Below are 25105 nucleotides of genomic sequence, written 5' to 3'. Positions count from 1 at the left end.
GCCTGTCGCCGCCGCGCGCGCATGCGCCGGAGGCCCGCCTATGACGTGGCCCAACGCGTGGCGTGTCTCGGCACTGTTCGTGCGCGAGTGGGTCGGCCGGCCGGCCGCGGTCGGCGCGTTGTGCCCGAGTTCGCGGCATCTGGCGCGCGAGATGGCCGACGCGGTGCCGGATGGCGACGGGCTGGTCGTCGAACTCGGCGGCGGCACCGGCGCGATCACCGCGGCGCTGCTGGAACGCGGCGTCGCGCCCCGGCGTCTCGTCGTCGTCGAACGCTCGCCGGCGTTCGTGCAGCATCTGCGACGGCGCTTTCCCGGTATCTCGATCGTGTCGGGCGACGCACGGCAGCTCGAGCGGTTGCTGCCGCCGGGCGCGACGGTCGACGCGATCGTGTCGTGCCTGCCGCTGCGCACGCTGCCCCGTGAAGCCGTGGCGGCGATCGTCGGTCAATGCCATCGCGTGCTGTCGGCCGACGGCGTGATGATTCAATTCACCTACGACCTGCGCCCGCCAGGCCGTCATCCGCTCGGCGACTCGGCATTCGTTGCCAGCGGCAGCCGGATCGTCTGGGCCAATCTTCCACCTGCACGAATCGTCACCGTGCGCTGCGCCGCCGCCGCATACGCCGGCTGAGCCCGGTCGCGCGGGGCGCCCGGACGCGGCGCCTCGTTCCATCCTTTCATCAGCCATACCGATCCTTCCAGTTTCCATTCATCTTGCCGTCACATCGGCTTCCTACCATCGCCTTTCATTTCGAAAGCATCAACGGCGGGGGAGATCGGCAACATGAATCGAATCAAAATGGCGGCGCTGCTGTGTGCCGGCGCCTTTGCGCTGGCCGGATGCGGCAGCGACGACGGCCCGACCAGCTCGACACCCGCCCCGGTGAAGACGGCGGCGCGCAACGTGATCTTTTTCCTCGGCGACGGGATGGGGATGACGACGCTGACGGCGGCACGCATCTACGGCGTCGGTGAAGACGGCGCGCTGACGATCGATACGTTGCCGGAATCCGCGTTCGTGAAGACCTATTCGAACGATGCGCAGGTGACGGACAGCGCGCCGTCGATGTCGGCGTACATGACCGGCGTCAAGACCAACAACGAAGTGATCTCGATGTCGCCCGACACGAAGGCGATCGAGCCGAGCGCGGGCCTCACCGGCAACTGCGGCGCGAACAACGGCAAGTCGGTGTCGACGCTGCTCGAAATCGCGAAGGCGAACGGGATGGCGACCGGCGTCGTGACGACCACGCGCGTCACGCACGCGACGCCCGCCGCGACGTATGCGCACGTGTGCCACCGCGATGCCGAGAACGACATCGCCGCGCAGCTCGTGCCGGGCGGCGCGGGCTACAACGGCGCGCTGGGCGACGGCGTCGACGTCGTGCTCGGCGGCGGCGCGCAATTCTTCGTGCCGAAGGACGGCGGCGGCAAGCGCACCGATGGCCGCAACCTGGTCAACGAGCTGAAGGCGAAAGGCTACGCGTTCGCGCAGAACCGCGACGACCTGCTGGCCGCCGATGCGACGAAGCGCGGCAAGCTGGTCGGCCTGTTCGCGTCGAGCCACATGAGCTACGACCTCGATCGCGGCGCGACCAGGGAGCCGAGCCTCGCCGACATGGCCACGCGCGCGCTCGACGTGCTGCAGGCCAACCCGAACGGCTATTTCCTGATGGTCGAGGGCGGCCGGATCGATCACGCGCTGCACGACACCAATGCGAAGCGCGCGCTGCAGGACACGATCGCGTTCGATAACGCGATCAAGGCGACGCTCGACAAGGTCCGCAAGACCGATCCCGACCTGACGAACACGCTGATCGTCGTCACGGCCGATCACGATCACACGCTGGTGCTGAACGGCTATGCGGCGCGCACCGGCAAGACGGAAGCGGGCAAGCCCGGCGTGCTGGGCGTGCTGCGCAGCTACCAGACGGGCGCGATCGCGAAGGACGCGGACGGCGCGCCGTACACGATCATCGGCTTCGGCAACGGCGAGAACCGCGTGCAGGGCAGCCGCGCGGGCACCGCGCTGACCGATGCGGTGACGGGCGCCGACGACTATCGCCAGGAGGCGGTCGTGCGAATGGACAAGGGCAGCGAGACGCACGGCGGCACCGATGTGTTCCTCGGTGCGATCGGTCGCGGCGCGGATGCGTTCCACGGCGTGATCGAGAACAACAGGGTCTTCGAGCTGGTGCGCAACGCGGTGCAGCTTTGAGCGCCGACAACACGGGTACAGGGGAATACAGGATGTCGACCATCAAGTGCATCGCGGCGGCGCTGGCCGTCGCGGGTTTCGCGTGCGGCGCGGCGCAGGCCGCCGGCCAGGCGAAGAACGTGATCTTCTTTCTCGGCGACGGCATGGGGCCGACGACCGTGACCGCGAGCCGGATCTACAAGGTCGGCGAATCGGGGCAACTGACGATGGAGAAGCTGGCCCGCACCGCGCGCGTCAAGACCTTCTCGAACGACGCGCAGACGACCGACAGCGCGCCGTCGATGGCCGCGTACATGACCGGCGTGAAGATGAACAACGAAGTGCTGTCGATGTCGTCCGACACGCGCGCGGTCGCGCCGGGCAGCGACGTCAACGGCAACAAGACCGTCAACCATTGCGCACCGGGCAACGGCCAGCCGGTCGCGACGCTGCTGGAACTGGCGAAGGCGCGCGGCAAGGCGGTCGGCGCGATCACGACCACCGAGCTCACACATGCGACGCCGGCCGCGACCTATTCACACATCTGCCATCGCGATGCGCAGTACGACATCGCCGCGCAGGCCGTGCCCGGCGGCGCGGGCTACAACGCGGCGCTCGGCGACGGCGTCGACGTGCTGATGGGCGGCGGCCGCAACCACTGGACGCCGTTCGATCCGGTGTCGAACAAGCGCGGCCGTGCCGACGGGCGCAACCTGCTCGACGAGATGAAGGCGAAGGGCTACACGGTCGTCGCGACCCGGGATCAGCTCGCGCAGGTCGGCAACGGCAAGCTGGTCGGTCTCTTCAGCTCGACCAGTCATCTCGAGTACGAACTCGATCGCGTCGCGGGCAAGGGCGAAGGGCCGACGCAGCCGAGCCTGGCCGACATGACGTCGAAGGCGATCGACGTGCTGTCGAAGAATTCGAACGGCTATTTCCTGATGGTCGAAGGCGGCCGGATCGATCACGCGCTGCACGGCACCAACGCGAAGCGCGCGCTCGAAGACACGGCGGCGTTCGACGAAGCGATCCGCGTCGCGCTGTCGAAGGTCGACCTGGCGAATACGCTGATCGTCGTGACGGCCGACCACGACCACACGATGACGATCAACGGCTATTCGAAGCGCGGCAACCCGATTCTCGACATCAGCCGCAACTATCGCGACGGTCAGCCGAGCAAGGATGCCGACGGCAATACCTACACGACGCTGGTGTTCGGCAACGGTGCCAACCGGCCGAACGTGCGCGCGTCGGTCGATTCGGCCACCGCGATGAACGAAGCGTACCTGCAGGAAGTCGGCGTGCGGATGGGCAGCGCGGGATCGGAGACGCACGGGGGCGGCGACGTGATGCTGTTCGCCGACGGCGCGGACGCGAAGGCGTTCAAGGGCACGATCGACAACACGAAGGTGTTCGGTCTCGTGCGCTCGGCGTTCGGCTTCTGAGCCGGATGACGTCACGATGAAACGTCAGCTTCTCTGCGTGCTCGCTTGCGGGTGGGTGGCACTGCCCGCGGTGGCCGCCGCCGATCTCGACGCCGTGCTGCAGCACGAAAGCCGCACGGTCACGGCCGACGGCGTGACGCGCACGACGCTGTATCGTGAACGGATGGTGCGGCGCGACGGCCACGTGTGGGTCGAGCGCGTGCTGCCCGCGGCGGCGGCCGGTGGCGAGCATGGCGACGATCACGGTCATGACCACGATCACGATGCGGGTCGCCGCGCCGGGGTAAAACCGGCCGCGGCCCACGCCGGCCACGAGCATTTCAACTTCCAGGCCGCCGCGCGGCACGTCACGTACGACGGCAAGTCGGCTCGCATCGAGTACGTGGACGTGGCGAACCGGACGGTCGTCAGCGTGCCGCCGGCCGAGTACGAAACCACGGGCTTCGACGGCTCGTGGGACAACGCGTACTACGTGACGCCGCCGTCGCAGTTGAAGCGGCTCGCGGTCGCCAAGCGCGGCGACGCGCCCGGCACCGTCTGGTACGAGCAGGCCGTGGACACGCCCGGCGCGCGCGGCGCGAACCGGATTCTGTGGAGCGAGCGGTTGCAGGCGCCGCTGTCGGTCGAATACCGCAGCGCGGACGGCCGCGTGACGCGCAAGCTGACGTTGACGCCGGCACCGGCCGCGCGGCGGGACACGTTGCCGTGGCAGACGCTCGCCGGCTATTCGCGCAAGGAATACGCGGACTATCTCGATTGAGCGACGCGGCGCAAGAGGCGCTTGCGGTCGGGCCGGCCGGTATCGTGCAGGCGATACCGCGTGGCCCTGGCCGCTTCCGCCTTGTTCGCCGCGACGTGCGGGAAGCTACACGCGCGCGCTGTCCGTCACTGGCGCCGCGGGCCGCGACGCCGCACGCTTGATGAAGCGATCGAGCGGCGTCGCATAGCCGCGCGCGATGACCGCACTCACGCCGGCCGACAGCGCCAGATACGCGATGAGCAGCACCAGCTTGCCGTCGCCATGCGTGGCAGACGGCGGCCAGAACGTGCGCAGCGTGCCGAGCACGATCAGGTGGAACAGATACAGCTCGTAGCTGAGCCGGCCGCTCCAGCGCAGCGGCGCGAGCAGGCGACCGCGAGCGGGGGCGCGTTCCGCATGGGCGCCGATCAGCAGCACGGCCGTGCCGAGCGCCATCGCGGACACGCCGAGCACATGGCTTTCGGCGATCGGCCACGCGAGATAGAGCGCGGTCATCAGTGTCGCGACAAGCCACTGCACGGGCGTGGCTGCAAGCTTGCGCCATTGCGCGCGTTCGGCGAGCAGCGCGGTGCAGCAGCCGATCGCGATGCCGTCGAAGCACGCGAAGTACGCATAGAGGAACCCGCCTTCGTCACCCGGATGCGTGTAGCGGTACACGGGGCCGATCGCGGCGATCAGCAGCCAGAACGCGAGCAACCGCGTGTCGCGACGCAGTGCGATGCACAGCAGCGGAAACGACAGGTAGAACACCTCTTCGACCGACAGCGACCACAGCACGGCGAGCGCGTAGTTGACCCATCCGTACGCGCCGATCAGCACGTTCATCCAGAACGTGAGCGACGCCAGATTCACGAGCCAGTACGACACGGCGACGCCCTGCGGCGCGTGGTTCGCGAAGATCGGCACGCCGGCCGCCGCGAGGCCGTTGACGAGCGCGAGCAGCAGAAGCAGGCACGGGACGATCCGCGCGATGCGCGACACGTAGAACGCGCGCACGTCGAGCGCGCCGAGGCTGCCCCAGCGGCGGCGCGCGTTCGACGTGATCAGGTAGCCCGAGATCGCGAAGAACATCGTCACGCCGTAGTTGCCGTTGCGCACGATCGCATGGATCGTGTCCCAGCCGGGCACGCGCGCGAGCGCGGTGTCGCGCAGCGAATACGCGATGTTGAAGTGATGCAGCAGCACGAGCAGGATCGAGATGCCGCGCAGCAGGTCGATGCGGGCGTTGCGGGGCGCGGCGCTCATTGCGGCCGGGCCGGTTCGGCGAGCGTCGGCAGCGCCGCGAGGAGCGTGTCGCGCGCGCGCAGGCCGGCATTCGGCGTCTGCCGCGCGTCGTCCTGGATCAGGTTCGCGAACACCAGCGTGCGCGCACCCTGCGTCGCCCAGCCGACGAACCAGCCGTATGCGTGTGCGGCGTCGTACTGGATACCGGGCGAGCCGGTGCCGGTCTTGCCGTGCACCGTCCAGCCGCCCGGTTGCGCGTCGATCAGCGTGATGCGCGCGATCATGTCGTACGCGTGCGCGCTGACGGGCAGCGTCCGTTGCGCGATCCTGCGCATGAACGCGACCTGTTCGAGCGGCGAGATGCGTAGCGACGCATTGACCCACGCGCCCATCACCCCGGGCCGTTCGCCCTCGTTGCTGGTGACGTCGGCGTTGCCGTAGCCGAACGCGCTCGTGTACTGCTGGAAGCGCGCTTGCCCCAGCGCCTGCGTGACCTGCTGCGAATACCAGAAGATCGACAGCTTCATCCAGCGTGCCGGGTCGGTCGGCTCGCGCCACGGCGCCCCGCCCCAGTCGGGGTAGCCGGCATGGAAATCGAGCGTGGGCGTGTGCGCGTCCTTCAGCACGCCGGCGTCGAAGCCCATCAGGCCGATTGCGACCTTGAACGTCGATGCCGGCGTCACGCGGGTCGTGCAATCGCCCTGCTGCACGAGCACCTTGCCGGTGGCGGCGTCGGCGACGACCGTGCAGACGGGATGGGCGCCGGAAGACGCGGCGGCCAGGAGGCCGGCGAAGGCGAACAGCGCATGGCGCCAGGGCTTCAAGTGCAACTCCTTGGAAAGGTGCGGAAGGTGCGCGGGGCGGGCGGGAAGCGGCAGGCCATGCGCAATCGAAGCCGGCGGCAGGCATCGGTGACATCGATCGAGGCCGTCGGGACGGCACACAGTGTATCGGCGGATTGCCGGCTGTCGACCTGTCATGGTTGACGGGGCACGCGCGACGGCCGAGCGGCCGTATCACGTCGTCAAGACGGGCCAGCGCCCGGCCGGCATGCCGTTTTTTGCACGGGCACACCGTTTTTTTGCACGGCGTTTATACGGTCCCTTCTAAGCTGGGGACGTGTTGACAGCCGGGACGGCTTCCGTCCGCGCCATGACCTTCATTCATCCCTTTCCCGCGTTCGATGTCGCAGGCCGCCGGTTGCGCGCCGGCCCATCCGGCCACGTCGTACCGTTCCCGCCGCCGCGCCCGCGCCTGCAACTGCCGGTCACGCTGACGGCCGGCTCCGCCGCGGCCGCGCACGCCCGGCTTGCCGCATTGCTGCATTCCCCGCTCGGCGTGTACGTCGTCAGCGCCCGCGCGGTGCGCAACGTGATCCACGTGCATTTCGACATCGCCGCGGAAGATCTGGATTTCACGCTGCACACGCTGATCGCGCAGCAAGTCGATGCGGTAATCGGGCCGATCGCGCGCCGGTTGCGGCTCCCGGCCGACGCTGGCTGAGCCGGGAACGGCGATTGCTTGGCTAATCCGCCGCCGATTCGCCGGCCGCGGTGCTGTTCGCCGGCTGGCGATGGTGGACGTTTGTGCGCTGCGTCGAACGCGGCGCGACCCCTGAACAGGGAGGGCCCATGTACCTTACGGAAGAAGTGCGTGTTGCGCGCCCGGCTGCCCGTCGCGCGCATACCGCGGCGTTGCCGTCGGGCAGGCAGCTTGCCCGGCAGTTGACGGTGACGGTTCGCGCGGCGGACGTGCTGCTGCGCCAGGCGATTCGCGTGCCCGATCGCCATCAGTGGTCGGTCGACGCCGAACGCGTCGACGCGGCCGGCGGGCCGCTCGCCGCGTGGGATTCCCACGTGACGTTCCGCATCGTCAAGGCATTCGCACCGGCGTTCGATGCGGATGCTTGTGCGGCCGACCCTGATCAAGCGGCGGTTGAGATCCGATTGTTTCTTCCCGAACAGGCTTACGTCGCCGAACGGCGTATCGGCATCTTCGGCCGCCGGCACGGCCAGCGGTTCAGCGCGACGCTGTCGGTCACGGCCGGCTCGCAGTGGGGCGGCCGGCGCAGCGAGCACGTTCCGCCTGCCGGGCGACACGTGCACGGCGACACGCTGGAAGCGCTCGTCGATACGGTGGCCGGCATCGTCAACGCGGCGTTGCGCGCGGCCGGGCATGGCGCGACCGGCCATCGCTGACCTTGCTGCGAGCCGGCGCCGGCGTGCTCACGCGTCGCCGGTCTGCCCGGTCTGCCGCTGCAGGTCTTCCATCAATTGTTCCGCGAGGAAGTCGCACGGCGGCCGTTTCGACTTGGTGCTGCGCGCGAGGATCAGCTCGAGCGGCGGCAGGTCGGGCAGCCCGTGCGAGCGGCCGAGCATCGACAGTTGCGCGGGAATCGCGCAGCGCGCGAGCGGCGCGACCGCGAGGCCGGCCTCGACCATGCTGAGCAGCCCGAGCAGGCTCGGGCTTTCATACGACGTGCGATAGGGGACTTTCGCGCGTTCGAGGCTGCGGATCGCGTTCTCGCGCGCGACGCTGCCCGGCATGAACACCGCGATCGGCAGCGGCCGTTCCTCCCAGACGCGCGGCCCGTTCGTCATCGCGGCCCACGCCATCGGCTCGTGGCGGATGAAATCGCCCGACAGCCCCTTGATGCGCGTCCCGCACACGAGATCGACGGTGCCTTCCTTGATCAGCGGCGCGAGCGCGCTGCTCGGCAGCCCCATCACCTGGATCTCGACCTTCGGGTAGGTCGCGGAGAATTTCTTCAGCACCGACGGCAGCAGCGACGACGCATAGTCGTCCGGCACGCCGATCACGACCTTGCCGGTCACTTCCGGCCGCACCACGGCCGCCCATGCCTCGTCGCGCAGCGCCAGCATTCGTCTGGCGAATCCCAGCAGCACCTCGCCCTCGCGCGTCAGCACGATGCTGCGCGGCTTGCGCACGAACAGCGGCCGGCCGATCGCGTCCTCCAGGCTCTTGATCTGCATGCTCACGGCCGACTGCGAGCGGTTCACGGCCTCGGCCGCGCGGGTCATGTTGCCGGTTTCCGCGACGGCGACGACGGTGGCCAGCACGTCGTGATCGAGCATCTTCATGGGTATCAGGAAAACTGAACGTAACGATCAGCATTATGCGTTTTTATTGTTGCTGTGTGTCTGCCATAGTGCGATCACGCTGGTGTTTCGCCCCAGGGCGGCGCGGCGTTCAGGCCGGTTGATCCGGCGTGCAGCACCGAACAAGGAAGCGTGGTGTATCGATGATCGACCATCCGTTGCGCGCCGCACTGGCCGCGGAATTGCATGCCCGGCCGTTCCTGCGGCTCGCCGAAGCCGTGTCGCTCACGCATTACGCGATCTATGCGGACGGCCAGCCCGACATCCACGAAACGCTGCTGCATGCGCTGTGCCGCGACACGGGGATCGACGCGCCGCACGAAGGCGCGACGCACCATGCGGTGCAGTCGCCGTGCGGCTGGTACCTGAAGTGGGAACGCCACACCGAATTCTCGACCTTCACGTTCGTCGCGCCGCGTCGCGACACCGGTTATTTCGACGATCGCGCGATCGCCGGCATTCCGGCCGCGTGGTTCGCGCGGCTGGCCGGCATCCGCTTCGTCGCGGTGCGGATGGAACTGCTGTCGGGCGACGCCGCGCGGCGCGTGTGCGGCGACCTGCGGCGCTGGATCGACGGGCCCGCGCTCGTCGGCAGCCACGTGCTCGGCGGCGGCAAGGTGTTCTGCGACTGGCACGTGCGCGACGACGGCTTCATGCGCTTTCTCGTCGTCGACGAGGATTTCCGCGAGGAGCAGGGCGGCCGGCTGTTGCAGCGTCTGTACGAAATCGAGACGTACCGGATGATGGCGCTGCTTGCGCTGCCCGTCGCGCGCCGGATGAGCCGCGAGCTCGACGAGATCCATGCGGCGCTGCATGCACTGATGCAGCGGATGGACGCGAGCGGCGCCGACGGCGACGACGCGGCGTTGCTCGTCAAGCTCACGCATCTCGCGGTGCGGGTCGAATCGTTGTCGGGATCGGGGGCGCGCTTCAGCGCGTCGCGCGCGTACGAAAAGCTCGTGCTCGCGCGTATTCAGGAGTTGCGCGAGGAGCGTATCGAAGGCATGCCGACGCTCGCCGAATTCATGGAGCGGCGCTTCGCGCCGGCGATGGAAACCTGCCGCAGCGTATGGGCGCGCCACGAACAGATCGCCGCGCGAATCGCGCGGGCGGTCGACCTGCTGCGCACCCGCGTGAATCTCGCGCAGGAAAAGGACGTCACGCGGCTCCTGGCCGGCATGGAGCGCACCGCGCGCAACCAGCTTCATTTGCAGCACGCGGTCGAAGGGCTGTCGGTGGCCGCCATTTCGTACTACGTGCTGTCGCTCGCGACCGCGGCGTTCAAGGCGCTGCACGTGATGAACCTGCCGGTCGATCCCGAATTGGCGGAAGGGCTGTTGATCGCGCCGGTCGTGTTCGCGGTGATCCACATCACGCGGCGCACGCGCGCCCAGCTGGCGCGGTCCGAGGCGGCGCACGACGGCGCGCCTGTGCAGGCGGTCGCGTTGAAGCAGGCCAGCTAGACCATCAACGACATATCAAAGCAAAGGAATGGAGATGACTTTCATGCAAACGCAATCCGACTGCCTCAGCGGTATCGATGCCTTCGATCAACCGGTTCGGGACGAAGCCGGCGCGCCGGAAGCGGGGCGCGTCACTTCGTATCAGGCCGTGCTGCAGGAGCCGACGACGTCGCTCGTCGGCGGCGCGATCGACCGGCCGGAGGTCGCGGCGGTGGCGATCCTCGGGTACAACTGACGCGCGTTCCCTGCGCCTGGGGATCAACGACACGCGGGCGTTTCGGTCGAGTGAAACGCCGGACGTCCGCGCGGGACGGCGTTGCTTGCCGTCGCGCATGACGGCATTCAGCCGGACGCCTTGTTGCGCGTCGCACGCGCGCTGCCTTCCCGCCTCGATCTTTCCGCCCCGTGCGCGAGCGCCAGCTCGACGAACGCACGCGCGGCCGCACTCCGATACGCGCCCCGGCGCTGCAACAGCACGGCCGTGCGCCGCAGCACCGCCGGATCGAGCGCGACGGCAACGAGATCGTCGTGCTCGACGGCGATCGTCGCCGGCAACAGCGTCGCAAGCGTCGTGCGGCGCACGATCTCGATCACCGCACCGAGCGAATTCGCTTCCATCAGCACGCGCGGCTGCACGTCGTGCGCGCGGAAATAACGGTCGATTTGCGTGCGCGTCGCGAATTCCGCGGTGAGCAGCACGAGCGGTGCGTCGTGCAGCGCGCGCAACCCGGCCTTGCGTTTGCCGCCGAGCGCGTGCCCGCGGTTCACGACGAGTGCGAGCGTTTCGACCAGCAGCGTTTGCGCGTCGATATCCGCCGTCTGCACGTCCTCGAATGCGATGCCGACATCGAGCTCGTCGTCGACGAGCAGCGCCTCGATCCGCTCCTGCGACATCTCGCGCACCGACAGCGAGACGTCCGGATAGCGGCCGTGAAACGCCTCGACGAGCGGCCCGACGAGATAGCTCGTGAAGGTCGGCGTGACCGCGAGGCGCAGCGAGCCGCGGCTCAGATCCTGTACGTCGTGGATCGCACGCCGGCCTTCCGCGAGATCGTGCAGCGCCTGCCGCGCATAGCGGAAATACACGTCGCCGGCATCGGTCAGCCGCGTGACGCGTCCGGTGCGGTCGAACAGTTGCGCGCCGAGCGTGTCCTCGAGCTGGCGGATCTGCTGCGACAGCGCGGGCTGCGACACGTGCAGCGCGGCGGCCGCGCGCGTGAAGCTGCGATGTTCGGCGACGGCCAGGAAGTAGTGGATGTGACGCAGCAGCATGGCGGTTCCCATAAGTCGTGCTTATCCGGTGGATCATAAATCAGTCTTTTACGTTATCGGAAGTCGGGCGTAACCTGCCCTTCATCGATTCCACCCGCACCGGAGAACACGCGATGAAGGACATCATCGAAGGCTTCCTGAAGTTCCAGCGCGACGCCTACCCGGCGCGCGCCGCGCTGTTTCGCGATCTCGCGCGCAGCCAGAACCCGCGGGCGCTGTTCATCTCGTGCTCGGACAGCCGGCTCGTGCCCGAACTCGTCACGCAGCGCGAGCCGGGCGACCTGTTCGTGATCCGCAACGCGGGCAACATCGTGCCGTCGTACGGCCCGGAGCCGGGCGGCGTGTCGGCGTCGGTCGAATATGCGGTCGCCGCGCTGCGCGTGACCGACGTCGTGATCTGCGGGCATTCCGATTGCGGCGCGATGACCGCGATCGCGACCTGCCAGTGCATGGATCACATGCCGGCCGTCGGCCACTGGCTGCGCTATGCCGATTCGGCGCGGGTCGTGAACGAGGCGCGCACGCACCGCAGCGAGCGCGAGCGGATCGACTCGATGGTGCGCGAGAACGTCGTCGCGCAACTGGCCAACCTGAAGACGCACCCCGCCGTGCGGCTCGCGCTCGAAGAAGGGCGTCTCGCGCTGCACGGCTGGGTCTACGACATCGAATCGGGCTGCATCGACGCCTACGACGGCGCGACCGGCCGGTTCGTGTCCCTCGCGGACCATCCCGGCGTCCGCGCCACCCCCGCGACGCTGCCCGTCGCGGCCTGAATCGCTCCCACTCCACTACGAGGCATTACCATGATCCAGTCCCAGCACAGTCAGACGGCGCGCCACGCGCTGGCGGAAACCGTCGTCCTCGCGAAAGCGCGCAAGAACCTGTCGTTCGCGCAGCTCACCGAGGGCACGGGCCTGAGCGAAGCGTTCGTCACGGCCGCGCTGCTCGGCCAGCATGCGTTACCGGCCGACGCGGCGCGCATCGTCGCCGACAAGCTCGGCCTCGACGACGACGCGGTGCTGCTGCTGCAGACGATCCCGCTGCGCGGCAGCATCGACGATCGCGTGCCGACCGACCCGACCATCTACCGTTTCTACGAAATGTTGCAGGTGTACGGCACGACGCTGAAGGCGCTCGTTCACGAGAAGTTCGGCGACGGCATCATCAGCGCGATCAATTTCCGGCTCGACGTGAAGAAGGTCGACGATCCCGAAGGCGGCTCGCGTGCGGTGATCACGCTCGACGGCAAGTACTTGCCGACCAAGCCGTTCTGACGCCGGTGCGGCGCCGCCACGCGGTGCCGCGCGGTGCCACCCGACGTGCGCCGGCCGGCGCACGTTCCCGCCATGCCGTTTCAACGAGGACGCAACCATGGATTTTGTGAAACGCACGATCGATCTCGCGATGAAGAACGTGGAAGAGGGCGGCCGCCCGTTCGCGACGGTGATCGTCCGCGACGGCGAGATCGTCGCGGAGAGCCCGAACCTCGTCGCGCAGACCAGCGACCCGACCGCGCACGCGGAGATCCTCGCGGTGCGCGACGCGTGCCGCACGCTCGGCACCGAGCACCTGACCGACTGCGAGATCTACATCCTCGCGAGCCCGTGTCCGATGTGCCTCGGCTCGCTGTACTACTGCAGCCCGAAACGCGTGATCTACATCACGACGCGCGAGGATTACGCGCCGTTCTATCGGGATGACCGCAAGTATTTCGAGCTCGATACGTTCTATGCCGAATATGCGAAACCGATCGAGGAACGCCGGCTGCCGATGGTGCAGCGAAAGCATGACGGCGCGATCGACGTGTACCGGCGCTGGAAGGAGCTGAACGCGAAGTGACATGCTTCATCGCGGACGCGATACCGGCGTGGCGGGCGCGATCGTCGCGGTCCGACGGCGGCGTTCGCGATGGCGTGAACGCGTGACGACGCGCTATAGTCGTGCGACGTCCGCCGCGGCTGCCGCACACCCGGCGATCCATTCACGCACGTGTTCGCCTCCGATGACACCGCATCCCGACGTTATCCTTCAACTGACCGACACCGGGCAACCGGCCGCCCGAGACTTCATCAGCCGCAAGCTCGGCGAATTCAACCATGCGATGACGGGGCGCGCCGATGCAGCCGCGCTTGACGTCTACGTGACCGGCGAGGTATTGGGCGGTCTCACCGGCCGGACGTCGCTCGGCCTGTTCTTCATCGACCTGTTCTATCTGCCCGAATCGCTGCGCGGCGGCGGCTTCGGCAGCCGGCTGCTGCGCGAGGCCGAAGCGGAGGCGAAGCGGCGCGGTTGCGCGCGTGCGGTGCTGTACACGATCTCGTTCCAGGCGCCCGACTTCTACCGGAAGCACGGTTACGAGACGTTCGGCGAAGTGCCGTGCGAGCCGGCAGGCGCGGCGCGCGTGTTTATGGTCAAGGTGCTTTGAGCGGCAACCGGTCGTTGCCTGGCATCCCGTGACACGCGGGTCGTACCGCACCGCTCCCGGATCACCGCCCGGGCGCTGCCCGCTCGACGATCATGTCGTACAGCGCCCGCGCCGCGGGCGACAGTTGCGCGCTCCTGCGGGTGACGAGCACGAGCGTGCGCGACACCGACGGTTCGACGAGCTCGATCGTACGGATCATCGGATACGCGTTCTTCTGGATCGCGAGCTTCGGCACGACGGCCGCGCCGAGCCCTTCCGCGACGAGCCCGAGCGCCGTCGAGCTGCGCTGCACCTCGTAGAACGAATGCAGCGACACGCCGCTCGTCTTCAGCGCGCCTTCGAGCAGCCCGCGATTGCCGCTCACTTCGCCGGCGAAGATCAGTGGATGCGGCTGCAGCGCCGCCCAGCGGATGCGCCGCCGCTTCGCGAGCGGGTGATCGTCGCGGCACACGAGCACATAAGGATCATGTGTGAGCGGCACGCTGACGAGTTCCGGGTGCTGGTCGCCGGCGATGCTGATGCCGAATTCCGCTTCGCGCCGCAGCACGGCCTGCAGCACCGACGCCGACGCATGATCGAGAATCTTCACGCGATCGTGCGGCCGATGCCCGGAGAACGCGCGCAGGATGCGTGGCAGGTACTGCACGCCGACCGTCGGCACGCACGCGATCGTGACGTCGCCGCGCTGGCTCAGGCCGGTCTCGCGGATTTCGGTCAGCGCGTCGGACAGCTCGTTCAGCAGCCGGCGGGCCTGCGGCAGGAAACGCCGGCCGATCTCGGTCAGCGTGGTGCGGCGCGTCGTGCGCTCGACCAGTGCGACGCCGAGATACGATTCGAGCTTGCGCAGCCGCTGCGTGATCGCCGTTTGCGTGACGTGCAGCGTATCGGCTGCCTGCCTGAAGCTGCCGCCGTCGGCGATCGCGACGAAAGCCTGGACACCGAGCGTATCGATCTTCATCAGAATTTTGAATCAATCACGATATTAAATTCATTTTACTGAAGGTCGGCGGCAGTCGCAGAATGCGCTGAATCGATGGCCCGTTGCATCGCCGTGCGCGATGCAACGCAGCCGCTCATGCCGACCAGGAGATCCATCGTGACGACCCCGCTCGATCAATACGCGACCCAGTACGTGCAGTTCGAGGACGAACGGACGCGGCCGGTGCGCGACCTGCTGGCCGCCGTGCCGAAGACGCCGATCCATACCGCGATCGATATCGGCTGCGGGCCGGGCAATTCGACGGAAGCGCTGATCGCGCGCGCACCGGACGCGACGACCCACGGGATCGACGCGTCGGCGGACATGATCGCGGCTGCACGCAAGCGCCTGCCGGCACTGCGTTTCGACCTTGCCGATGTCGCCGCCTGGGACGATCCGGGCGGCTATGACCTGATCCTGTCGAATGCGGTGCTGCAATGGGTGCCGGCGCACGACACGCTGTTCCCGATGCTCGTCGGCCGCCTCGCGCCGGGCGGCCATCTCGCGGTGCAGATGCCCGACAACCTCGATGAACCGGCGCACCGGCTGATGCGCGAAGTCGCCGCGGACGGGCCGTGGGCCGACAAGCTGAAAGGCGCGGCGCGCACCGAGCGGTTCGACGCACGCTACTATCATGCGCTGCTCGCGCCGCTGTGTTCGCGCGTGGACGTATGGCGCACGACCTATTACCACCCGCTGCGCGGCGGCGCGGATGCGGTCGTCGAATGGTTCAAGGGCAGCGCGCTGCGGCCGTTCCTCGCGGCGCTCGACGCGCCCGAACAGCGCGCGTTCGTCGCACGCTATCGCGACGCGCTGGCCGGGCCGGACGGCTATCCGGCGCAGGACGACGGTACGGTGCTGCTGCCGTTTCCGCGCCTGTTCATCGTGGCGACGCGGAAGTAGCGCGGTATCGACGCGACGGCCGGCCGTGCCTCAGCGCACCGCCGGCACCGATGCCGGGTCGACCGTGCGGCTTCGCGCGGTCTGCCCGTCGCGCAGGTCCTTGTACCAGAACAACGCGACTTCCCCGGCGTTCTCGCCATCGGCGTACAGGAAGCGGTCGTGGCCGCCGAGCGCGAAGCCCGCGCGTGCATAGGTCGAGCAGGCCGCGACGTTGTTCGCCTGCGTTTCGAGCCGCATGAAGCCGAACCCGTGGCTGCGCGCCCACGCTTCGGCGGCTGCCAGCAGGAACTGCCCGATCCCCTGGCGCCGGCACTGGCGGTCGACGGCCAGCTCCGCGATCTCGGCCATGCCGTTCCAGCTTTCCTCGATCGCGACGAAGCCGGCGAGCCGTTCGCCGGCCGTCGCGCGAAACAGCGCCGTGCGGCCCGACGCGCCGCTCGCCCAGCCGGCCGGATCGAAGCCGTAGTCCTTGCGTCGCACCGGCAGCGCGCGAAGATCGAGCAAGTCCTGATACGGCGCGTTCAATTCCCACGCGATGTCGAACGAGAAATCGCATCCGTCCAGTTCGTCGGCGGCAAGCGCGAGCGCCGGTTCGATGCTGATGTGTTCGGCTCGGTCCATATGTCGGTGTCCTGTCTTCGCGGGATGGCGTGGTGTGGTCCGTGATGCGATCGTCGTCACCATGACGAGCGGCGAATCGCATTCTCGTCGTTGCGTGGTTTTTTGCACCTGCACAATTCGTCGCGCGTGGAGCCGGCACAGGCCGGCTGCGTGCGCGACGGTCGAATGCATGCGGCCGACGGATCGGGCGACACCGCATACGTTTGCGGCATTCGCGCGCGGGCCGCGGCGCTCGTTCGACCGCCTGATTATGCGGGAATTCGGCGCCGACCAGCTGCGTCGCGATGCGATGGCGCCTGACGTGCATCGCGGCTTCGCGCCGGGCTCGTCGCCGCTTGCCTGTGGATGAATGACGACAGGAACCCGAATAATTGTTTACCGTTCGGTGACAAATCGTTATATTCCGAAAAATATATCGAAGGTCGTGATGCCGTCCGGCGTCACGCCGTCCATCTGCTCCACGACAGCCGGAAGCGCGTCTGACCTGCATCGCCGGAGCAATACGCCGGCACGCATGCGCCACCGATGCGCACGCGTGCCGACGCCGCAACACGAGCGGCCGCCCTGCGGCATGCCGCTTCCGCAAGCCCACACCGGCATCGAAACGGAACATCGTGCACGCGCACGAGGCACGCGCGCGTCTGCCGGTGCGGGCTGGCGTTCGTCCGTCGTACGGTTTCTCGTCAACACGCCGCGCGTCCTGCCGCGACGCAGGCGCGCGCGTCCACAACAAAAAGGAAGCAACATGAAGAAGACTATCGTGGCCGCGGCCGCACTCGGGATGTTCGGCACGGCCGCGCACGCGCAAAGCAGCGTCACGCTCTACGGGTTGATCGATGCGGGCGTCACGTATTCGAACAAGGTCGCGACGACGGGCGGGCACGGCAAGCTCGTCAAGTACGGCGACGGCGTCGCGTCGGGCAGCCGCTGGGGCATCCGCGGGAGCGAGGATCTCGGCGGCGGGCTGAAGGCGCTGTTCGTGCTGGAAAACGGCTTCAGCAGCGGCGACGGCTCGATCGGCCAGGGCGGGGCGCTGTTCGGCCGGCAGGCGTTCGTCGGGCTGTCGAAGAACGGCATCGGTTCGCTGACGATCGGCCGTCAATACTCGTTCTCGACCGACTATATCGGCGCGAACTACACGATGGGCAGCCAGACGCCGGCCGGCAACTACGCGTATCACATCAACGATCTCGACCAGCTGACGTCGAGCCGCATCAACAACGCGGTGAAGTTCCAGAGCGCGAACTTCGCGGGCCTCACGTTCGGCGCGATGTACGGGTTCTCGAACTCGACGCAGTTCGCGGGCACGCCCACCACGACCGGCACGAACGGCGCGCAGGGTGCGCAGGGTGCGTCGAGCGCGTACAGCTTCGGTGCGAACTACGCGCAAGGGCCGTTCGGCATCGGCGCCGCGTACACGAACATCCGCTTCCCGAACGGCGCGACGCCGGCGTTCGGCGTGAGCATCGCGAACATCAACACGTTCGGGTTGCGCGACCTCGAGACGGTCGGCGTCGGCGCGCGTTATGCGATCGCGGCGGGCCTCGTGTGGGCGAACTGGACGCATACGAAGTTCACGCCGCTGTCGGGCGAATCGTCGAAGCTGAACCACTACGAAATCGGCGGCCGCTATGCGTTCTCTCCGGCGTTGAGCGGCGGTCTCGGCTATACGTTCTCGAAGCTCGACGGCCGCTACGACGGCAAGTGGCACCAGGTCAACGCCGCGGTCGACTACGCGCTGTCGAAGCGTACCGACGTGTACGTGAGCGCGGCGTACCAGAAGGCGTCGGGCAGCAACACGATCAACGGCCGGGTCGTGCCGGTACAGGCTGAAATCGGCTCGTCGCCGTCGTTCGTCGGCAGCGCGGGCGCGAACACGCAGTTCGTCACGCGGATCGGCCTGCGTCACAAGTTCTGATCGACGCGTAGCCCGGGCGACCCGCCCGGCGGCGCGCATCGTGTTTGCGCGCCGCCGGGACGGGCGACGTCAGATACTGATCGCGACGGGGCCGGCGAGCGGCGTGTAGCCGTCGTCGAACAGGAACCACGCATCGTATTGGCCCGATGCGAGCGCGCTGTTCGCAGTCGACGAGAACAGCAGCGAGCCGGTGCTCTTGGGCAGGTACGCCCACGACTTGTAGCCGCCCTTGGTCGGCTGCGCGCCGCGCGGATAGATGCCGACCCAGTTCTTCGGGCTGTGGCGCCACGGCGGCACGACGTAGTCGAATCGCAGCGTGCCATACGACGCGCCCTGCGACGACAGTGCCGCGACGAACTTGCCGTTCGTATTGCCGATCGCCGAATCCGTCAGCAACGTGCCCGATTGCGCCTGGACGCAGCCGGCGATGCGGCGCAGGAAGCCAGGGTCGTTCGCATCGCGGATGCTCGCGTCGTACCAGCCGGCGTCGCCGTACCACGTGACGGTCCGCGTCGCGCCGGCCGGCACGCTGACCGACTGCGCGCTGTTCATTCCGTACGCGTTGTCGACGAGCTGGAACGTCGTCGCGCTGGCGCCGGCGGCATTGTCCAGCGTGATCAGCACGTTGCCGTTCTGCACGTCGTAGCAGAGGCTGACTTCGGCCGTCGAACCCGCGCTCCCCGCTGCGCCGATGTTGCCGCGCAACGTCTGCAGGAAGCCGTTCGGGCCGTAGATCGAGTAGTCGTAGCCGCCGCCCGAATTCAGCGCGAGCGCATCCGTGACGCACGTGCCCGTGCCGGCGCCGATCGTGTAGTGCCGCGGTATCGTGCTCGTGCCATCGACCCACGCCTGCAGATGCACGGCGGCCGCGCCGGTATTCGTCATCGTCAACCCGAGCGTCTTGCCCGAGCGGTTGACCTTGCCCTGGACGAAGAACTCGTACGGCAGCCGGCACGCGGGAGTGCGGCCGGCCGTTTGTGCCGGCACCGCGGTGGTGGTGGCAGGGGGAATCAGGACCGTCGAGCCGTTCGGGTCCATGTTGCTGGTCGCGGCCGGGATCGCGGGAATCGTCTGGTCCGGATTCGCGAAATCGAATGCCGAAGTGAGATCGCCGCACACGGCACGCCGCCACGGTGTGATGTTGGTTTCCTGCAGCCCGAAGCGCGCTTCGAGGAAGCGGATCACCGACGTATGGTCGAACACTTGAGAGTTGACCTTGCCGCCTTTCGACCACGGCGAGATCACGAACATCGGCACGCGCGGGCCGAGCCCGATCGGCGTGTCGCCGCTCGCCGAGCCGTCCGATGCGGCGCCGCCGCCCGCGACGAATTCAGCGGCGGTCGAGACCGTCGAGCGGCCGGTGCCGGCGGCGGCGCTCGCCGGAACGGCCGGCGGCACGTGATCGAACAGGCCGTCGTTCTCGTCGTACATCACGAGCAGCACGGTGCTGGCCCACACGGCCGGATTCGACGTCAGCGCATCGAGCACGTTGCTCACGTACCATTCGCCGCCGCTCGCGGCCCACGACGGATGCTCGCAATAGGCGTAAGGCGCGGCGATCCACGACACCTGCGGCAGCGTGCCGTTCGCGACGTCGGCCCGCAGCTGGCTGAAGAGATTCGTGTCGTATTCCTTGCCGCCGCCGGTCGGATCGATCTGCGTGCCGTTGAGCGCCGGCGCGAGCGGATCGTTGGCGCCGAGGTTCTGGTACTGCCGGAAGTTCAGGATGACGTTGTCGCCGTAGTTGCCGTTCCACCAGAGATCGCGCTTCGAGCCGTTGTATTCGCCGTAGCCGTGACCGGCATCGAGCCCGTTGCCCTTGTCCTGGTAGAACTTCCACGTGACGCCGGCCGTGTTCAGGCGTTCCGGCATCGTGGTCCAGCCGGTGCCGGTCATCGTGTTGTTCGTGTAGGGCGAATAGCCGGCGACGTTGCCGCAGCAGCCGGTCCACAGATACAGGCGGTTCGGGTCCGTCGGGCCGAGCATCGAGCAGTGGTACGCGTCGCACACGGTGAAGGCGCTCGCCAGCGCGTGGTAGAACGGGATGTCATTCTGCGTGAAGTAGTACATCGTGCCGCTGGTTTTGGCGCCGACCCAGTTGTCGTAGCGGCCGTTGTTCCATGCGCTGTGCGTGCCATTCCAGCTGTGATCGAGATCGCCGTAGTACGTGTCGCCGTTCGCGACGCCGGAAACGGGTGGCGACGGGTTGAACGGAAACACGTAGGACAACGGCGCCGGCTGGCGCCACACCGGGTAGCCGCTGGAAATCACGACCGGCCGCGGATCACCGAAGCCGCGTGCGCCGCGCAGCGTGCCGAGATAGTGGTCGAACGACCGGTTTTCCTGCATCAGGATGACGACGTGCTTGACGTCCTGCAGGGTGCCGGTGACGCTCGCCGCCGGAATCGACTGCGCGCGCAGGATGCTTTCGGGCAGCATGCCGGTCACCGCGGTGGCGCCGGCGAGTTTCAGCGCGTCGGCAAGGAACCGACGTCGTGTCGTGGGTGTGTTTTGCATGATCGCTCTCTGTCGTGGGTGACGGATGGGGCGTGCGTCGGTCAGTGGCACGCGGTCGCGCAATGCACGACCGGCGCGGACGTCGAGGCCGGCGCCGATGCCCGCGCGGCGGCGATGTTGCCGGCCGGGCTAGAGTCGCCGTCGCCGCAACCGGCCAGCGTGCACAGGAGCGCGATCATGAAAACGACGCGCCAGTGCGGAATACGGCTTGCCGCAGGGCGACGCGGGACGGTTCGTGGATGACCCTGATCGAGTCGGATTCCTGAATGATTGGAATGAGTGCTGCGTGTTCCGTATTTCATTTCCCCTCCAGACATGAAAATGGACAGCAGAGCATATCGCCCGAATCAGAACAACTTCATGACAGGCCAGCCGCGCGTGCCGGCCACCCCGGAAAGCTTCGCGTCGGGATTGGTCGCGACCGGATGCGTGACGTAGTCGAGCAGCGGCACGTCGTTGATCGAATCGCTGTAGAAGTAGGTCCGTTCGAAATCGGAAGCCGCGTAGCCGAGCGAGGCCAGCCACGCGGCCGTGCGCACGATCTTGCCTTCGCGGAAACTCGGCACGCCGATGCTGCGCCCGGTGAACCGCCCGGCCGGCGTGCCGTCGTCGGTGTCGAGCTCGATGCCGAGCAGATGCTCGATCCCGAACTCGGCCGCGATCGGGCGCGTGACGAAGACGTTGGTGGCCGTCACGATACAGCAGAGGTCGCCGTTCTCGCGATGCCGGTCGACCAGCGCGCGCGCCTGCGGCATGATGGCCGGCCGGATCACTTCGTCCATGAACTGTGCATGCCAGCGTTCGAGCTGCTCGCGCGGGTAGCGCGTGAGCGGCGCGAGCGTCACGGCGAGATACGCGTCCATGTCGAGCGTGCCGGCCGCATAGTGGCCGTAGTGCTCGTCGATCAGCGCCGTGTGCGCGTCGTCCTCCTGCCCGACCCGCGTGATGAAGCGGCTCCAGGCCTGGTCGCTGTCGAGCGGCAGCAGCGTGTGATCGAGGTCGAACAGCGCGAGATTCTTGTGCATGAGTGGTTCCTTGTATCGCGTCGTCACGCGCCGATGAGTTTGTCGATCGCGTCCTTCGCGTTCTTCCCGTCGATGGTCGTGACGCCGTCGAGCCACTTCGACAGCACGCCGGGGTTCTTCTTCGCCCATTCCTTCGCGACCGCGATCGGGTCGGCGTGATTCATGATCGGCGCCATCAGCTGGTTCTCCTCGTCGGTCGTGAATGTCAGGTTGGTCAGCAGCCGGCCGACGTTCGGGCAGCGTTCGAGATAGCCGGGCGAGACCAGCGTATAGACCTTCGCGGAGCCGTAGTTCGGGCCGAACACGGTGTCGCCGCCGTCGAGATACGCGATCTTGTATTGGAGGTTCATCGGATGCGGCTCCCACGCGAGGAACACGATCATCCGGTGCTCCTGCACCGCGCGCGTCACCTGCACGAGCATCCCGGCTTCGCTCGATTCGACCAGCTTGAAGCCGCCCAGCCCGAACTCGTTCTTGTCGATCATTCGCTGGATCAGCGCGTTGCCGTTGTTGCCGGCGCCGATCCCGTAGATCTTGCCGTCGAGCTGGTCGCGAAACCGGGCGATGTCGGCAAAACGCTTGAGGCCCTTGTCCGACGCGTATTGCGGCACGGCCAGCGTGTAGCGCGCGCCGACCAGGTTCGGTTGCGGCAGCAGGTGAACGGCGCCGGCGTCGACGAACGGTTTCACCGTCGGCGTCATGCTCGGATCCCAGTAGCCGAGGAAGGCATCGATCTGCGCCTTCTTCACGCCGGCCAGCACGATCGGCGGCGACGCGATCGTCTTGGTGGCCTCGTAGCCGAGCCCGTCCAGCAGCATCATCGCGACGCCGGTGGTGGCCGCGATGTCGCTCCAGCCGACGTCGCCGAGCGTCACCTTCCTGCACACGTCGCCTTCCGAAGCGTGAGCGGGGGCCGTTGCCAGCGCCGTCAGCAACGTTGCAGCCAGCATCCATGCCTTCTTCATCATGTCGGTCTCCTAAGCAGTGTTCCGGATCGTGTTACCTGATTGGTCTGACGATTGATCGTGTGGATCGGATGAAACAAACAAACTTGGGTCTGGCTTTGTCGTTTTGCGTACCGTATATTAGAACGCACAAAATCGCAAGATCGCACAAAAATACAAATCGTCGGGTGGCCCGTGCGACGTGGGCGGGACGAGGGCAGGGAAAGTCGGGGCGGCCCGCACGGGTTGCGCGTCATCGAGTGGAACCGCAGGACAAGGAGACTTCGCATGATCAGTCAGCTGGAAATCATTGCCCGCCTGTTGCTGGCGGCCTTGCTCGGCAGCCTCGTCGGCATCGAGCGCGAACGGCTGTCGTGGGCGGCCGGGTTGCGCACGCACATGCTGGTGGCCGTGGGGGCCGCGCTCGTGATGGTCGTGTCGGCGTTCGGCTTCGCCGATATCCAGGACGCGAAGAACGTGTCGCTGGATCCGTCGCGCGTCGCCGCGCAGGTCGTGTCGGGCATCGGCTTTCTCGGCGCGGGGTCGATCATGCTGCGCGGCGAGATCATCCGCGGGCTGACGACCGCCGCGAGCCTGTGGGTCGTCGCGGCGGTCGGGCTCGCCGTGGGCGGCGGGATGTACGTGGCCGCGATCGCCGCGACCGCGATCGTGCTGGCGATCCTGGCCGGGCTGAAGCCGATCGAGAAGCGCTTCTTCGCGACGCGGCAGCGCTGGGGCGTGCGCATTCTCGCGAGCCGCGGCGCGGTGAAGCTCACGTCGCTGCAGGCGATGCCCGGCATCGACCAGGCACGGATCGTCCGGTTCATCATCGAGCAGGACGACGCGACGCCCGACGACGATCGCATCCATGTGGTGTTTTCGAAGATGACGAGCAGCGAGTTCCAGGTGGCACGTCAATCCCTGCAGACCCTCGCCGGCATCAAAAAGTTGGAGGAAAGCGCTGGGTAGACGGTCATTCGAATAATATTGACGAACATTTCCGAGGACATTTCATGTGGCAAGAAGAGCGATACCAGAGGATTCGGCTTCTGTTATCGAAGATGCAGCGCGTTTCCACCGACCGGATCATGGCCGAGCTGAACGTGTCGCGCGAAACCGTGCGCCGCGATCTGGTCGACCTCGAGGCGCTCGGTGAACTGAAGCGCGTGCACGGCGGCGCGGTGCAGGTCGGCGACGAAGCGCCGATCGCCGAGCGTGCGCAGACGCATGTGAAGGCGAAGCTGGCGATCGCCCGCGCGGCCGCCCGGCTGGTGTCGGGCTCGCAGACGCTGTTCATCGACGCGGGCACGACCACGACGCTGCTGGCCGAGGAACTGGCGAAGCTGTCGGGCCTCACGATCGTCACGAATTCGATCGACGTCGCGCTGAAGATGCGCTCGGGCGACCCGGCGCAGGCGAAGAACGAAACGATCCTGCTCGGCGGGATGATCGGCAGCCGCGCGGCGGCGACGGTCGGCGACGGCACGGTCGCCGAAATCTTCCGCTATCGTGCCGATCTCGCATTGCTGTCGCCGGTCGGCGTCGACCACGTGCGCGGCGCGACGAACTACGACCGGATGGAAACCGAAGTGGCGCGCGCGATGGTCAGCAACGCGGCGGAAGTCGCGATCCTCGCCGATTTCAGCAAGCTCGGCACGAACAGCCGGATCGGCTTCTGCGAACCGGCGCGGATCGGCACGCTGGTCACCGACCAGAAAGCGGAGTCGGTCGACAGCTACAAGAACATCCGGAAGGTCATCAAGAACATCGTGCTGTCCTAGGCGGCTGGCGGGCATCGTCGCGCGCGTGCTCGAGGGCTGAACCAGGCAGGTGGACGGCCGGCATTCGCCGTGCCGGCCATCGTGTATGCTTGCCCGCATCGATCTAACGGCGGACAACATGAAGACTTCGGCACACCCCAAGCCTGAGGTGCGGTTCAGGATGCGTATCCAGCAGGCCGACACGATCGCGCTCGGCCCGGGCAAGGTCGCGCTGCTCGAAGCGGTGCGCGAGCACGGCTCGATTTCGGCGGCGGCGCGCAGCCTGAACATGTCGTACCGGCGTGCGTGGCTGCTGATGGACGAGCTGAACCGTTCGCTGAAATCGCCGGCGACGGTGTCCGAGCATGGCGGCCAGAGCGGCGGCGGCAGCGTGCTGACGCCGGTCGGCGAGGAAATCATCCGTCTTTATCGCGGGATCGAGGCGCGCGCGTACGCGGCTTGCGCGGACGAGATCGCCGCGCTCACGAAAATGGTGCGGCGCTGAAGGGTGCGTCGCGCTGACGTGCGCGCCG

Annotated in this window: 27 protein-coding genes; 17 read left to right on the top strand and 10 right to left on the bottom strand. The window is 67.5% G+C overall.

Going from position 1 to position 25105, the window contains the following annotated elements:
- The first annotated feature begins 40 nt into the window (after positions 1-40).
- The 4 genes from MMB92_RS03065 (at position 41) to MMB92_RS03050 (ending at position 4402) form a co-directional block, all read left to right on the top strand.
- Complete coding sequence (locus MMB92_RS03065) at positions 41-631, top strand: methyltransferase domain-containing protein (protein ID WP_034202873.1); 591 nt, start codon at positions 41-43, stop codon at positions 629-631.
- Between the two features lie 153 nt (positions 632-784).
- Positions 785-2218 (top strand): alkaline phosphatase, encoded by a 1434-nt coding sequence (locus MMB92_RS03060; protein ID WP_058902659.1) that lies wholly within the window; start codon positions 785-787, stop codon positions 2216-2218.
- Positions 2219-2250: 32 nt separating this feature from the next.
- Positions 2251-3642 (top strand): alkaline phosphatase, encoded by a 1392-nt coding sequence (locus MMB92_RS03055; protein WP_077021670.1) that lies wholly within the window; start codon positions 2251-2253, stop codon positions 3640-3642.
- 16 nt (positions 3643-3658) lie between these two features.
- Positions 3659-4402 (top strand): hypothetical protein, encoded by a 744-nt coding sequence (locus MMB92_RS03050; protein ID WP_058902661.1) that lies wholly within the window; start codon positions 3659-3661, stop codon positions 4400-4402.
- A gap of 105 nt (positions 4403-4507) precedes the next feature.
- On the opposite strand, the gene MMB92_RS03045 is transcribed toward MMB92_RS03050, so the two are convergent.
- Both MMB92_RS03045 and blaOXA read right to left on the bottom strand, forming a co-directional pair.
- Positions 4508-5647: an acyltransferase gene (locus MMB92_RS03045; protein ID WP_062885221.1), complete on the bottom strand. Its 1140-nt coding sequence runs from the start codon at positions 5645-5647 to the stop codon at positions 4508-4510.
- Positions 5644-6450 (bottom strand): OXA-1043 family class D beta-lactamase, encoded by an 807-nt coding sequence (gene blaOXA / locus MMB92_RS03040; protein ID WP_277562505.1) that lies wholly within the window; start codon positions 6448-6450, stop codon positions 5644-5646. The genes MMB92_RS03045 and blaOXA overlap by 4 nt, the downstream gene beginning before the upstream one ends.
- 328 nt (positions 6451-6778) lie before the next feature.
- Here blaOXA and MMB92_RS03035 point away from each other — a divergent pair, with 328 nt between their 5' ends.
- Positions 6779-7129: a hypothetical protein gene (locus MMB92_RS03035; protein ID WP_058902662.1), complete on the top strand. Its 351-nt coding sequence runs from the start codon at positions 6779-6781 to the stop codon at positions 7127-7129.
- Between the two features lie 128 nt (positions 7130-7257).
- The gene (locus MMB92_RS03030) at positions 7258-7824 is read left to right on the top strand and encodes a hypothetical protein (protein ID WP_006492966.1); all 567 of its coding nucleotides are present in this window, start codon (positions 7258-7260) and stop codon (positions 7822-7824) included.
- A gap of 27 nt (positions 7825-7851) precedes the next feature.
- Here the strand turns inward: MMB92_RS03030 and MMB92_RS03025 are convergent, their stop codons facing one another.
- Positions 7852-8727: a LysR family transcriptional regulator gene (locus tag MMB92_RS03025; protein WP_006485479.1), complete on the bottom strand. Its 876-nt coding sequence runs from the start codon at positions 8725-8727 to the stop codon at positions 7852-7854.
- A 161-nt stretch (positions 8728-8888) separates the two neighbouring features.
- On the opposite strand from MMB92_RS03025, the gene MMB92_RS03020 reads away from it, so the two are divergent.
- Both MMB92_RS03020 and MMB92_RS03015 read left to right on the top strand, forming a co-directional pair.
- Positions 8889-10208: a DUF3422 domain-containing protein gene (locus MMB92_RS03020; RefSeq protein WP_006495844.1), complete on the top strand. Its 1320-nt coding sequence runs from the start codon at positions 8889-8891 to the stop codon at positions 10206-10208.
- Positions 10209-10242: 34 nt separating this feature from the next.
- Positions 10243-10443 carry a hypothetical protein gene (locus tag MMB92_RS03015; protein WP_058902663.1) on the top strand — a complete coding sequence of 67 codons (201 nt, stop codon included), beginning with the start codon at positions 10243-10245 and terminating at the stop codon, positions 10441-10443.
- Between the two features lie 107 nt (positions 10444-10550).
- Here the strand turns inward: MMB92_RS03015 and cynR are convergent, their stop codons facing one another.
- Positions 10551-11480, bottom strand: coding sequence for a transcriptional regulator CynR (cynR, locus tag MMB92_RS03010; protein ID WP_006495842.1), 930 nt, complete (start codon positions 11478-11480; stop codon positions 10551-10553).
- A gap of 113 nt (positions 11481-11593) precedes the next feature.
- Here cynR and MMB92_RS03005 point away from each other — a divergent pair, with 113 nt between their 5' ends.
- The 4 genes from MMB92_RS03005 (at position 11594) to MMB92_RS02990 (ending at position 13905) form a co-directional block, all read left to right on the top strand.
- Positions 11594-12253 carry a carbonic anhydrase gene (locus MMB92_RS03005; protein WP_006485475.1) on the top strand — a complete coding sequence of 220 codons (660 nt, stop codon included), beginning with the start codon at positions 11594-11596 and terminating at the stop codon, positions 12251-12253.
- Between the two features lie 30 nt (positions 12254-12283).
- Positions 12284-12754 carry a cyanase gene (cynS, locus tag MMB92_RS03000; RefSeq protein WP_006495841.1) on the top strand — a complete coding sequence of 157 codons (471 nt, stop codon included), beginning with the start codon at positions 12284-12286 and terminating at the stop codon, positions 12752-12754.
- A gap of 97 nt (positions 12755-12851) precedes the next feature.
- Positions 12852-13319, top strand: coding sequence for a nucleoside deaminase (locus MMB92_RS02995; protein WP_006485478.1), 468 nt, complete (start codon positions 12852-12854; stop codon positions 13317-13319).
- Positions 13320-13482: 163 nt separating this feature from the next.
- A complete protein-coding gene (locus tag MMB92_RS02990) occupies positions 13483-13905 on the top strand; it encodes a GNAT family N-acetyltransferase (RefSeq protein WP_124633937.1) in 423 nt (140 codons plus the stop codon).
- Between the two features lie 61 nt (positions 13906-13966).
- Here the strand turns inward: MMB92_RS02990 and MMB92_RS02985 are convergent, their stop codons facing one another.
- Positions 13967-14863 carry a LysR family transcriptional regulator gene (locus tag MMB92_RS02985; RefSeq protein WP_006485476.1) on the bottom strand — a complete coding sequence of 299 codons (897 nt, stop codon included), beginning with the start codon at positions 14861-14863 and terminating at the stop codon, positions 13967-13969.
- A gap of 138 nt (positions 14864-15001) precedes the next feature.
- Between MMB92_RS02985 and tam the strand changes: the two genes are divergently transcribed.
- A complete protein-coding gene (gene tam / locus MMB92_RS02980) occupies positions 15002-15787 on the top strand; it encodes a trans-aconitate 2-methyltransferase (RefSeq protein WP_124633938.1) in 786 nt (261 codons plus the stop codon).
- 30 nt (positions 15788-15817) lie between these two features.
- Here tam and MMB92_RS02975 read toward each other — a convergent pair whose 3' ends face one another.
- Positions 15818-16408: a GNAT family N-acetyltransferase gene (locus MMB92_RS02975; RefSeq protein ID WP_034202864.1), complete on the bottom strand. Its 591-nt coding sequence runs from the start codon at positions 16406-16408 to the stop codon at positions 15818-15820.
- Between the two features lie 745 nt (positions 16409-17153).
- On the opposite strand from MMB92_RS02975, the gene MMB92_RS02970 reads away from it, so the two are divergent.
- The gene (locus MMB92_RS02970) at positions 17154-18326 is read left to right on the top strand and encodes a porin (RefSeq protein WP_112750960.1); all 1173 of its coding nucleotides are present in this window, start codon (positions 17154-17156) and stop codon (positions 18324-18326) included.
- Positions 18327-18395: 69 nt separating this feature from the next.
- On the opposite strand, the gene MMB92_RS02965 is transcribed toward MMB92_RS02970, so the two are convergent.
- From MMB92_RS02965 to MMB92_RS02950, 4 genes are all read right to left on the bottom strand, one after another.
- Positions 18396-20843: a phospholipase C, phosphocholine-specific gene (locus MMB92_RS02965; RefSeq protein WP_124633940.1), complete on the bottom strand. Its 2448-nt coding sequence runs from the start codon at positions 20841-20843 to the stop codon at positions 18396-18398.
- Positions 20844-20884: 41 nt separating this feature from the next.
- Positions 20885-21022, bottom strand: coding sequence for a hypothetical protein (locus MMB92_RS02960; protein WP_226244975.1), 138 nt, complete (start codon positions 21020-21022; stop codon positions 20885-20887).
- Between the two features lie 168 nt (positions 21023-21190).
- Positions 21191-21868, bottom strand: a complete 678-nt coding sequence (locus MMB92_RS02955) for an HAD family hydrolase (protein WP_080330856.1) — start codon at positions 21866-21868, stop codon at positions 21191-21193.
- Positions 21869-21891: 23 nt separating this feature from the next.
- The gene (locus MMB92_RS02950; RefSeq protein WP_034203411.1) at positions 21892-22833 is read right to left on the bottom strand and encodes a choline ABC transporter substrate-binding protein; all 942 of its coding nucleotides are present in this window, start codon (positions 22831-22833) and stop codon (positions 21892-21894) included.
- 267 nt (positions 22834-23100) lie between these two features.
- Between MMB92_RS02950 and MMB92_RS02945 the strand changes: the two genes are divergently transcribed.
- From MMB92_RS02945 to MMB92_RS02935, 3 genes are all read left to right on the top strand, one after another.
- Entirely contained in the window at positions 23101-23781 is a 681-nt protein-coding gene (locus tag MMB92_RS02945; RefSeq protein WP_034202860.1) for an MgtC/SapB family protein, read from the top strand.
- Between the two features lie 44 nt (positions 23782-23825).
- Entirely contained in the window at positions 23826-24593 is a 768-nt protein-coding gene (locus MMB92_RS02940) for a DeoR/GlpR family DNA-binding transcription regulator (protein WP_006482225.1), read from the top strand.
- Positions 24594-24753: 160 nt separating this feature from the next.
- On the top strand, positions 24754-25077 hold the full coding sequence (locus tag MMB92_RS02935) for a LysR family transcriptional regulator (protein ID WP_006495828.1): 324 nt from the start codon (positions 24754-24756) through the stop codon (positions 25075-25077).
- Positions 25078-25105 lie beyond the last annotated feature (28 nt).

Source organism: Burkholderia sp. IO2 (genome assembly GCF_029522185.1).
GTDB lineage: Bacteria > Pseudomonadota > Gammaproteobacteria > Burkholderiales > Burkholderiaceae > Burkholderia > Burkholderia cenocepacia.
Note: the sequence above shows the minus strand (reverse complement) of the source record. Positions and strands in the feature narration are given on the sequence as shown.

Coding starts and splice junctions, on each gene's coding strand:
- MMB92_RS03030 (WP_006492966.1), top strand. CDS start 7,258: ATGTACCTTACGGAAGAAGTGCGTGTTGCGCGCCCGGCTGCCCGTCGC.
- MMB92_RS02965 (WP_124633940.1), bottom strand. CDS start 20,843: ATGCAAAACACACCCACGACACGACGTCGGTTCCTTGCCGACGCGCTG.
- MMB92_RS02935 (WP_006495828.1), top strand. CDS start 24,754: ATGCGTATCCAGCAGGCCGACACGATCGCGCTCGGCCCGGGCAAGGTC.
- MMB92_RS02950 (WP_034203411.1), bottom strand. CDS start 22,833: ATGAAGAAGGCATGGATGCTGGCTGCAACGTTGCTGACGGCGCTGGCA.
- MMB92_RS02940 (WP_006482225.1), top strand. CDS start 23,826: ATGTGGCAAGAAGAGCGATACCAGAGGATTCGGCTTCTGTTATCGAAG.
- MMB92_RS02990 (WP_124633937.1), top strand. CDS start 13,483: ATGACACCGCATCCCGACGTTATCCTTCAACTGACCGACACCGGGCAA.
- MMB92_RS03065 (WP_034202873.1), top strand. CDS start 41: ATGACGTGGCCCAACGCGTGGCGTGTCTCGGCACTGTTCGTGCGCGAG.
- MMB92_RS03025 (WP_006485479.1), bottom strand. CDS start 8,727: ATGAAGATGCTCGATCACGACGTGCTGGCCACCGTCGTCGCCGTCGCG.
- MMB92_RS03060 (WP_058902659.1), top strand. CDS start 785: ATGAATCGAATCAAAATGGCGGCGCTGCTGTGTGCCGGCGCCTTTGCG.
- MMB92_RS03015 (WP_058902663.1), top strand. CDS start 10,243: ATGACTTTCATGCAAACGCAATCCGACTGCCTCAGCGGTATCGATGCC.
- MMB92_RS02960 (WP_226244975.1), bottom strand. CDS start 21,022: ATGATCGCGCTCCTGTGCACGCTGGCCGGTTGCGGCGACGGCGACTCT.
- MMB92_RS02995 (WP_006485478.1), top strand. CDS start 12,852: ATGGATTTTGTGAAACGCACGATCGATCTCGCGATGAAGAACGTGGAA.
- MMB92_RS03045 (WP_062885221.1), bottom strand. CDS start 5,647: ATGAGCGCCGCGCCCCGCAACGCCCGCATCGACCTGCTGCGCGGCATC.
- MMB92_RS03050 (WP_058902661.1), top strand. CDS start 3,659: ATGAAACGTCAGCTTCTCTGCGTGCTCGCTTGCGGGTGGGTGGCACTG.
- MMB92_RS02945 (WP_034202860.1), top strand. CDS start 23,101: ATGATCAGTCAGCTGGAAATCATTGCCCGCCTGTTGCTGGCGGCCTTG.
- MMB92_RS02975 (WP_034202864.1), bottom strand. CDS start 16,408: ATGGACCGAGCCGAACACATCAGCATCGAACCGGCGCTCGCGCTTGCC.
- MMB92_RS03035 (WP_058902662.1), top strand. CDS start 6,779: ATGACCTTCATTCATCCCTTTCCCGCGTTCGATGTCGCAGGCCGCCGG.
- MMB92_RS03005 (WP_006485475.1), top strand. CDS start 11,594: ATGAAGGACATCATCGAAGGCTTCCTGAAGTTCCAGCGCGACGCCTAC.
- MMB92_RS02985 (WP_006485476.1), bottom strand. CDS start 14,863: ATGAAGATCGATACGCTCGGTGTCCAGGCTTTCGTCGCGATCGCCGAC.
- MMB92_RS02955 (WP_080330856.1), bottom strand. CDS start 21,868: ATGCACAAGAATCTCGCGCTGTTCGACCTCGATCACACGCTGCTGCCG.
- cynR (WP_006495842.1), bottom strand. CDS start 11,480: ATGCTGCTGCGTCACATCCACTACTTCCTGGCCGTCGCCGAACATCGC.
- cynS (WP_006495841.1), top strand. CDS start 12,284: ATGATCCAGTCCCAGCACAGTCAGACGGCGCGCCACGCGCTGGCGGAA.
- MMB92_RS02970 (WP_112750960.1), top strand. CDS start 17,154: ATGAAGAAGACTATCGTGGCCGCGGCCGCACTCGGGATGTTCGGCACG.
- MMB92_RS03055 (WP_077021670.1), top strand. CDS start 2,251: ATGTCGACCATCAAGTGCATCGCGGCGGCGCTGGCCGTCGCGGGTTTC.
- MMB92_RS03020 (WP_006495844.1), top strand. CDS start 8,889: ATGATCGACCATCCGTTGCGCGCCGCACTGGCCGCGGAATTGCATGCC.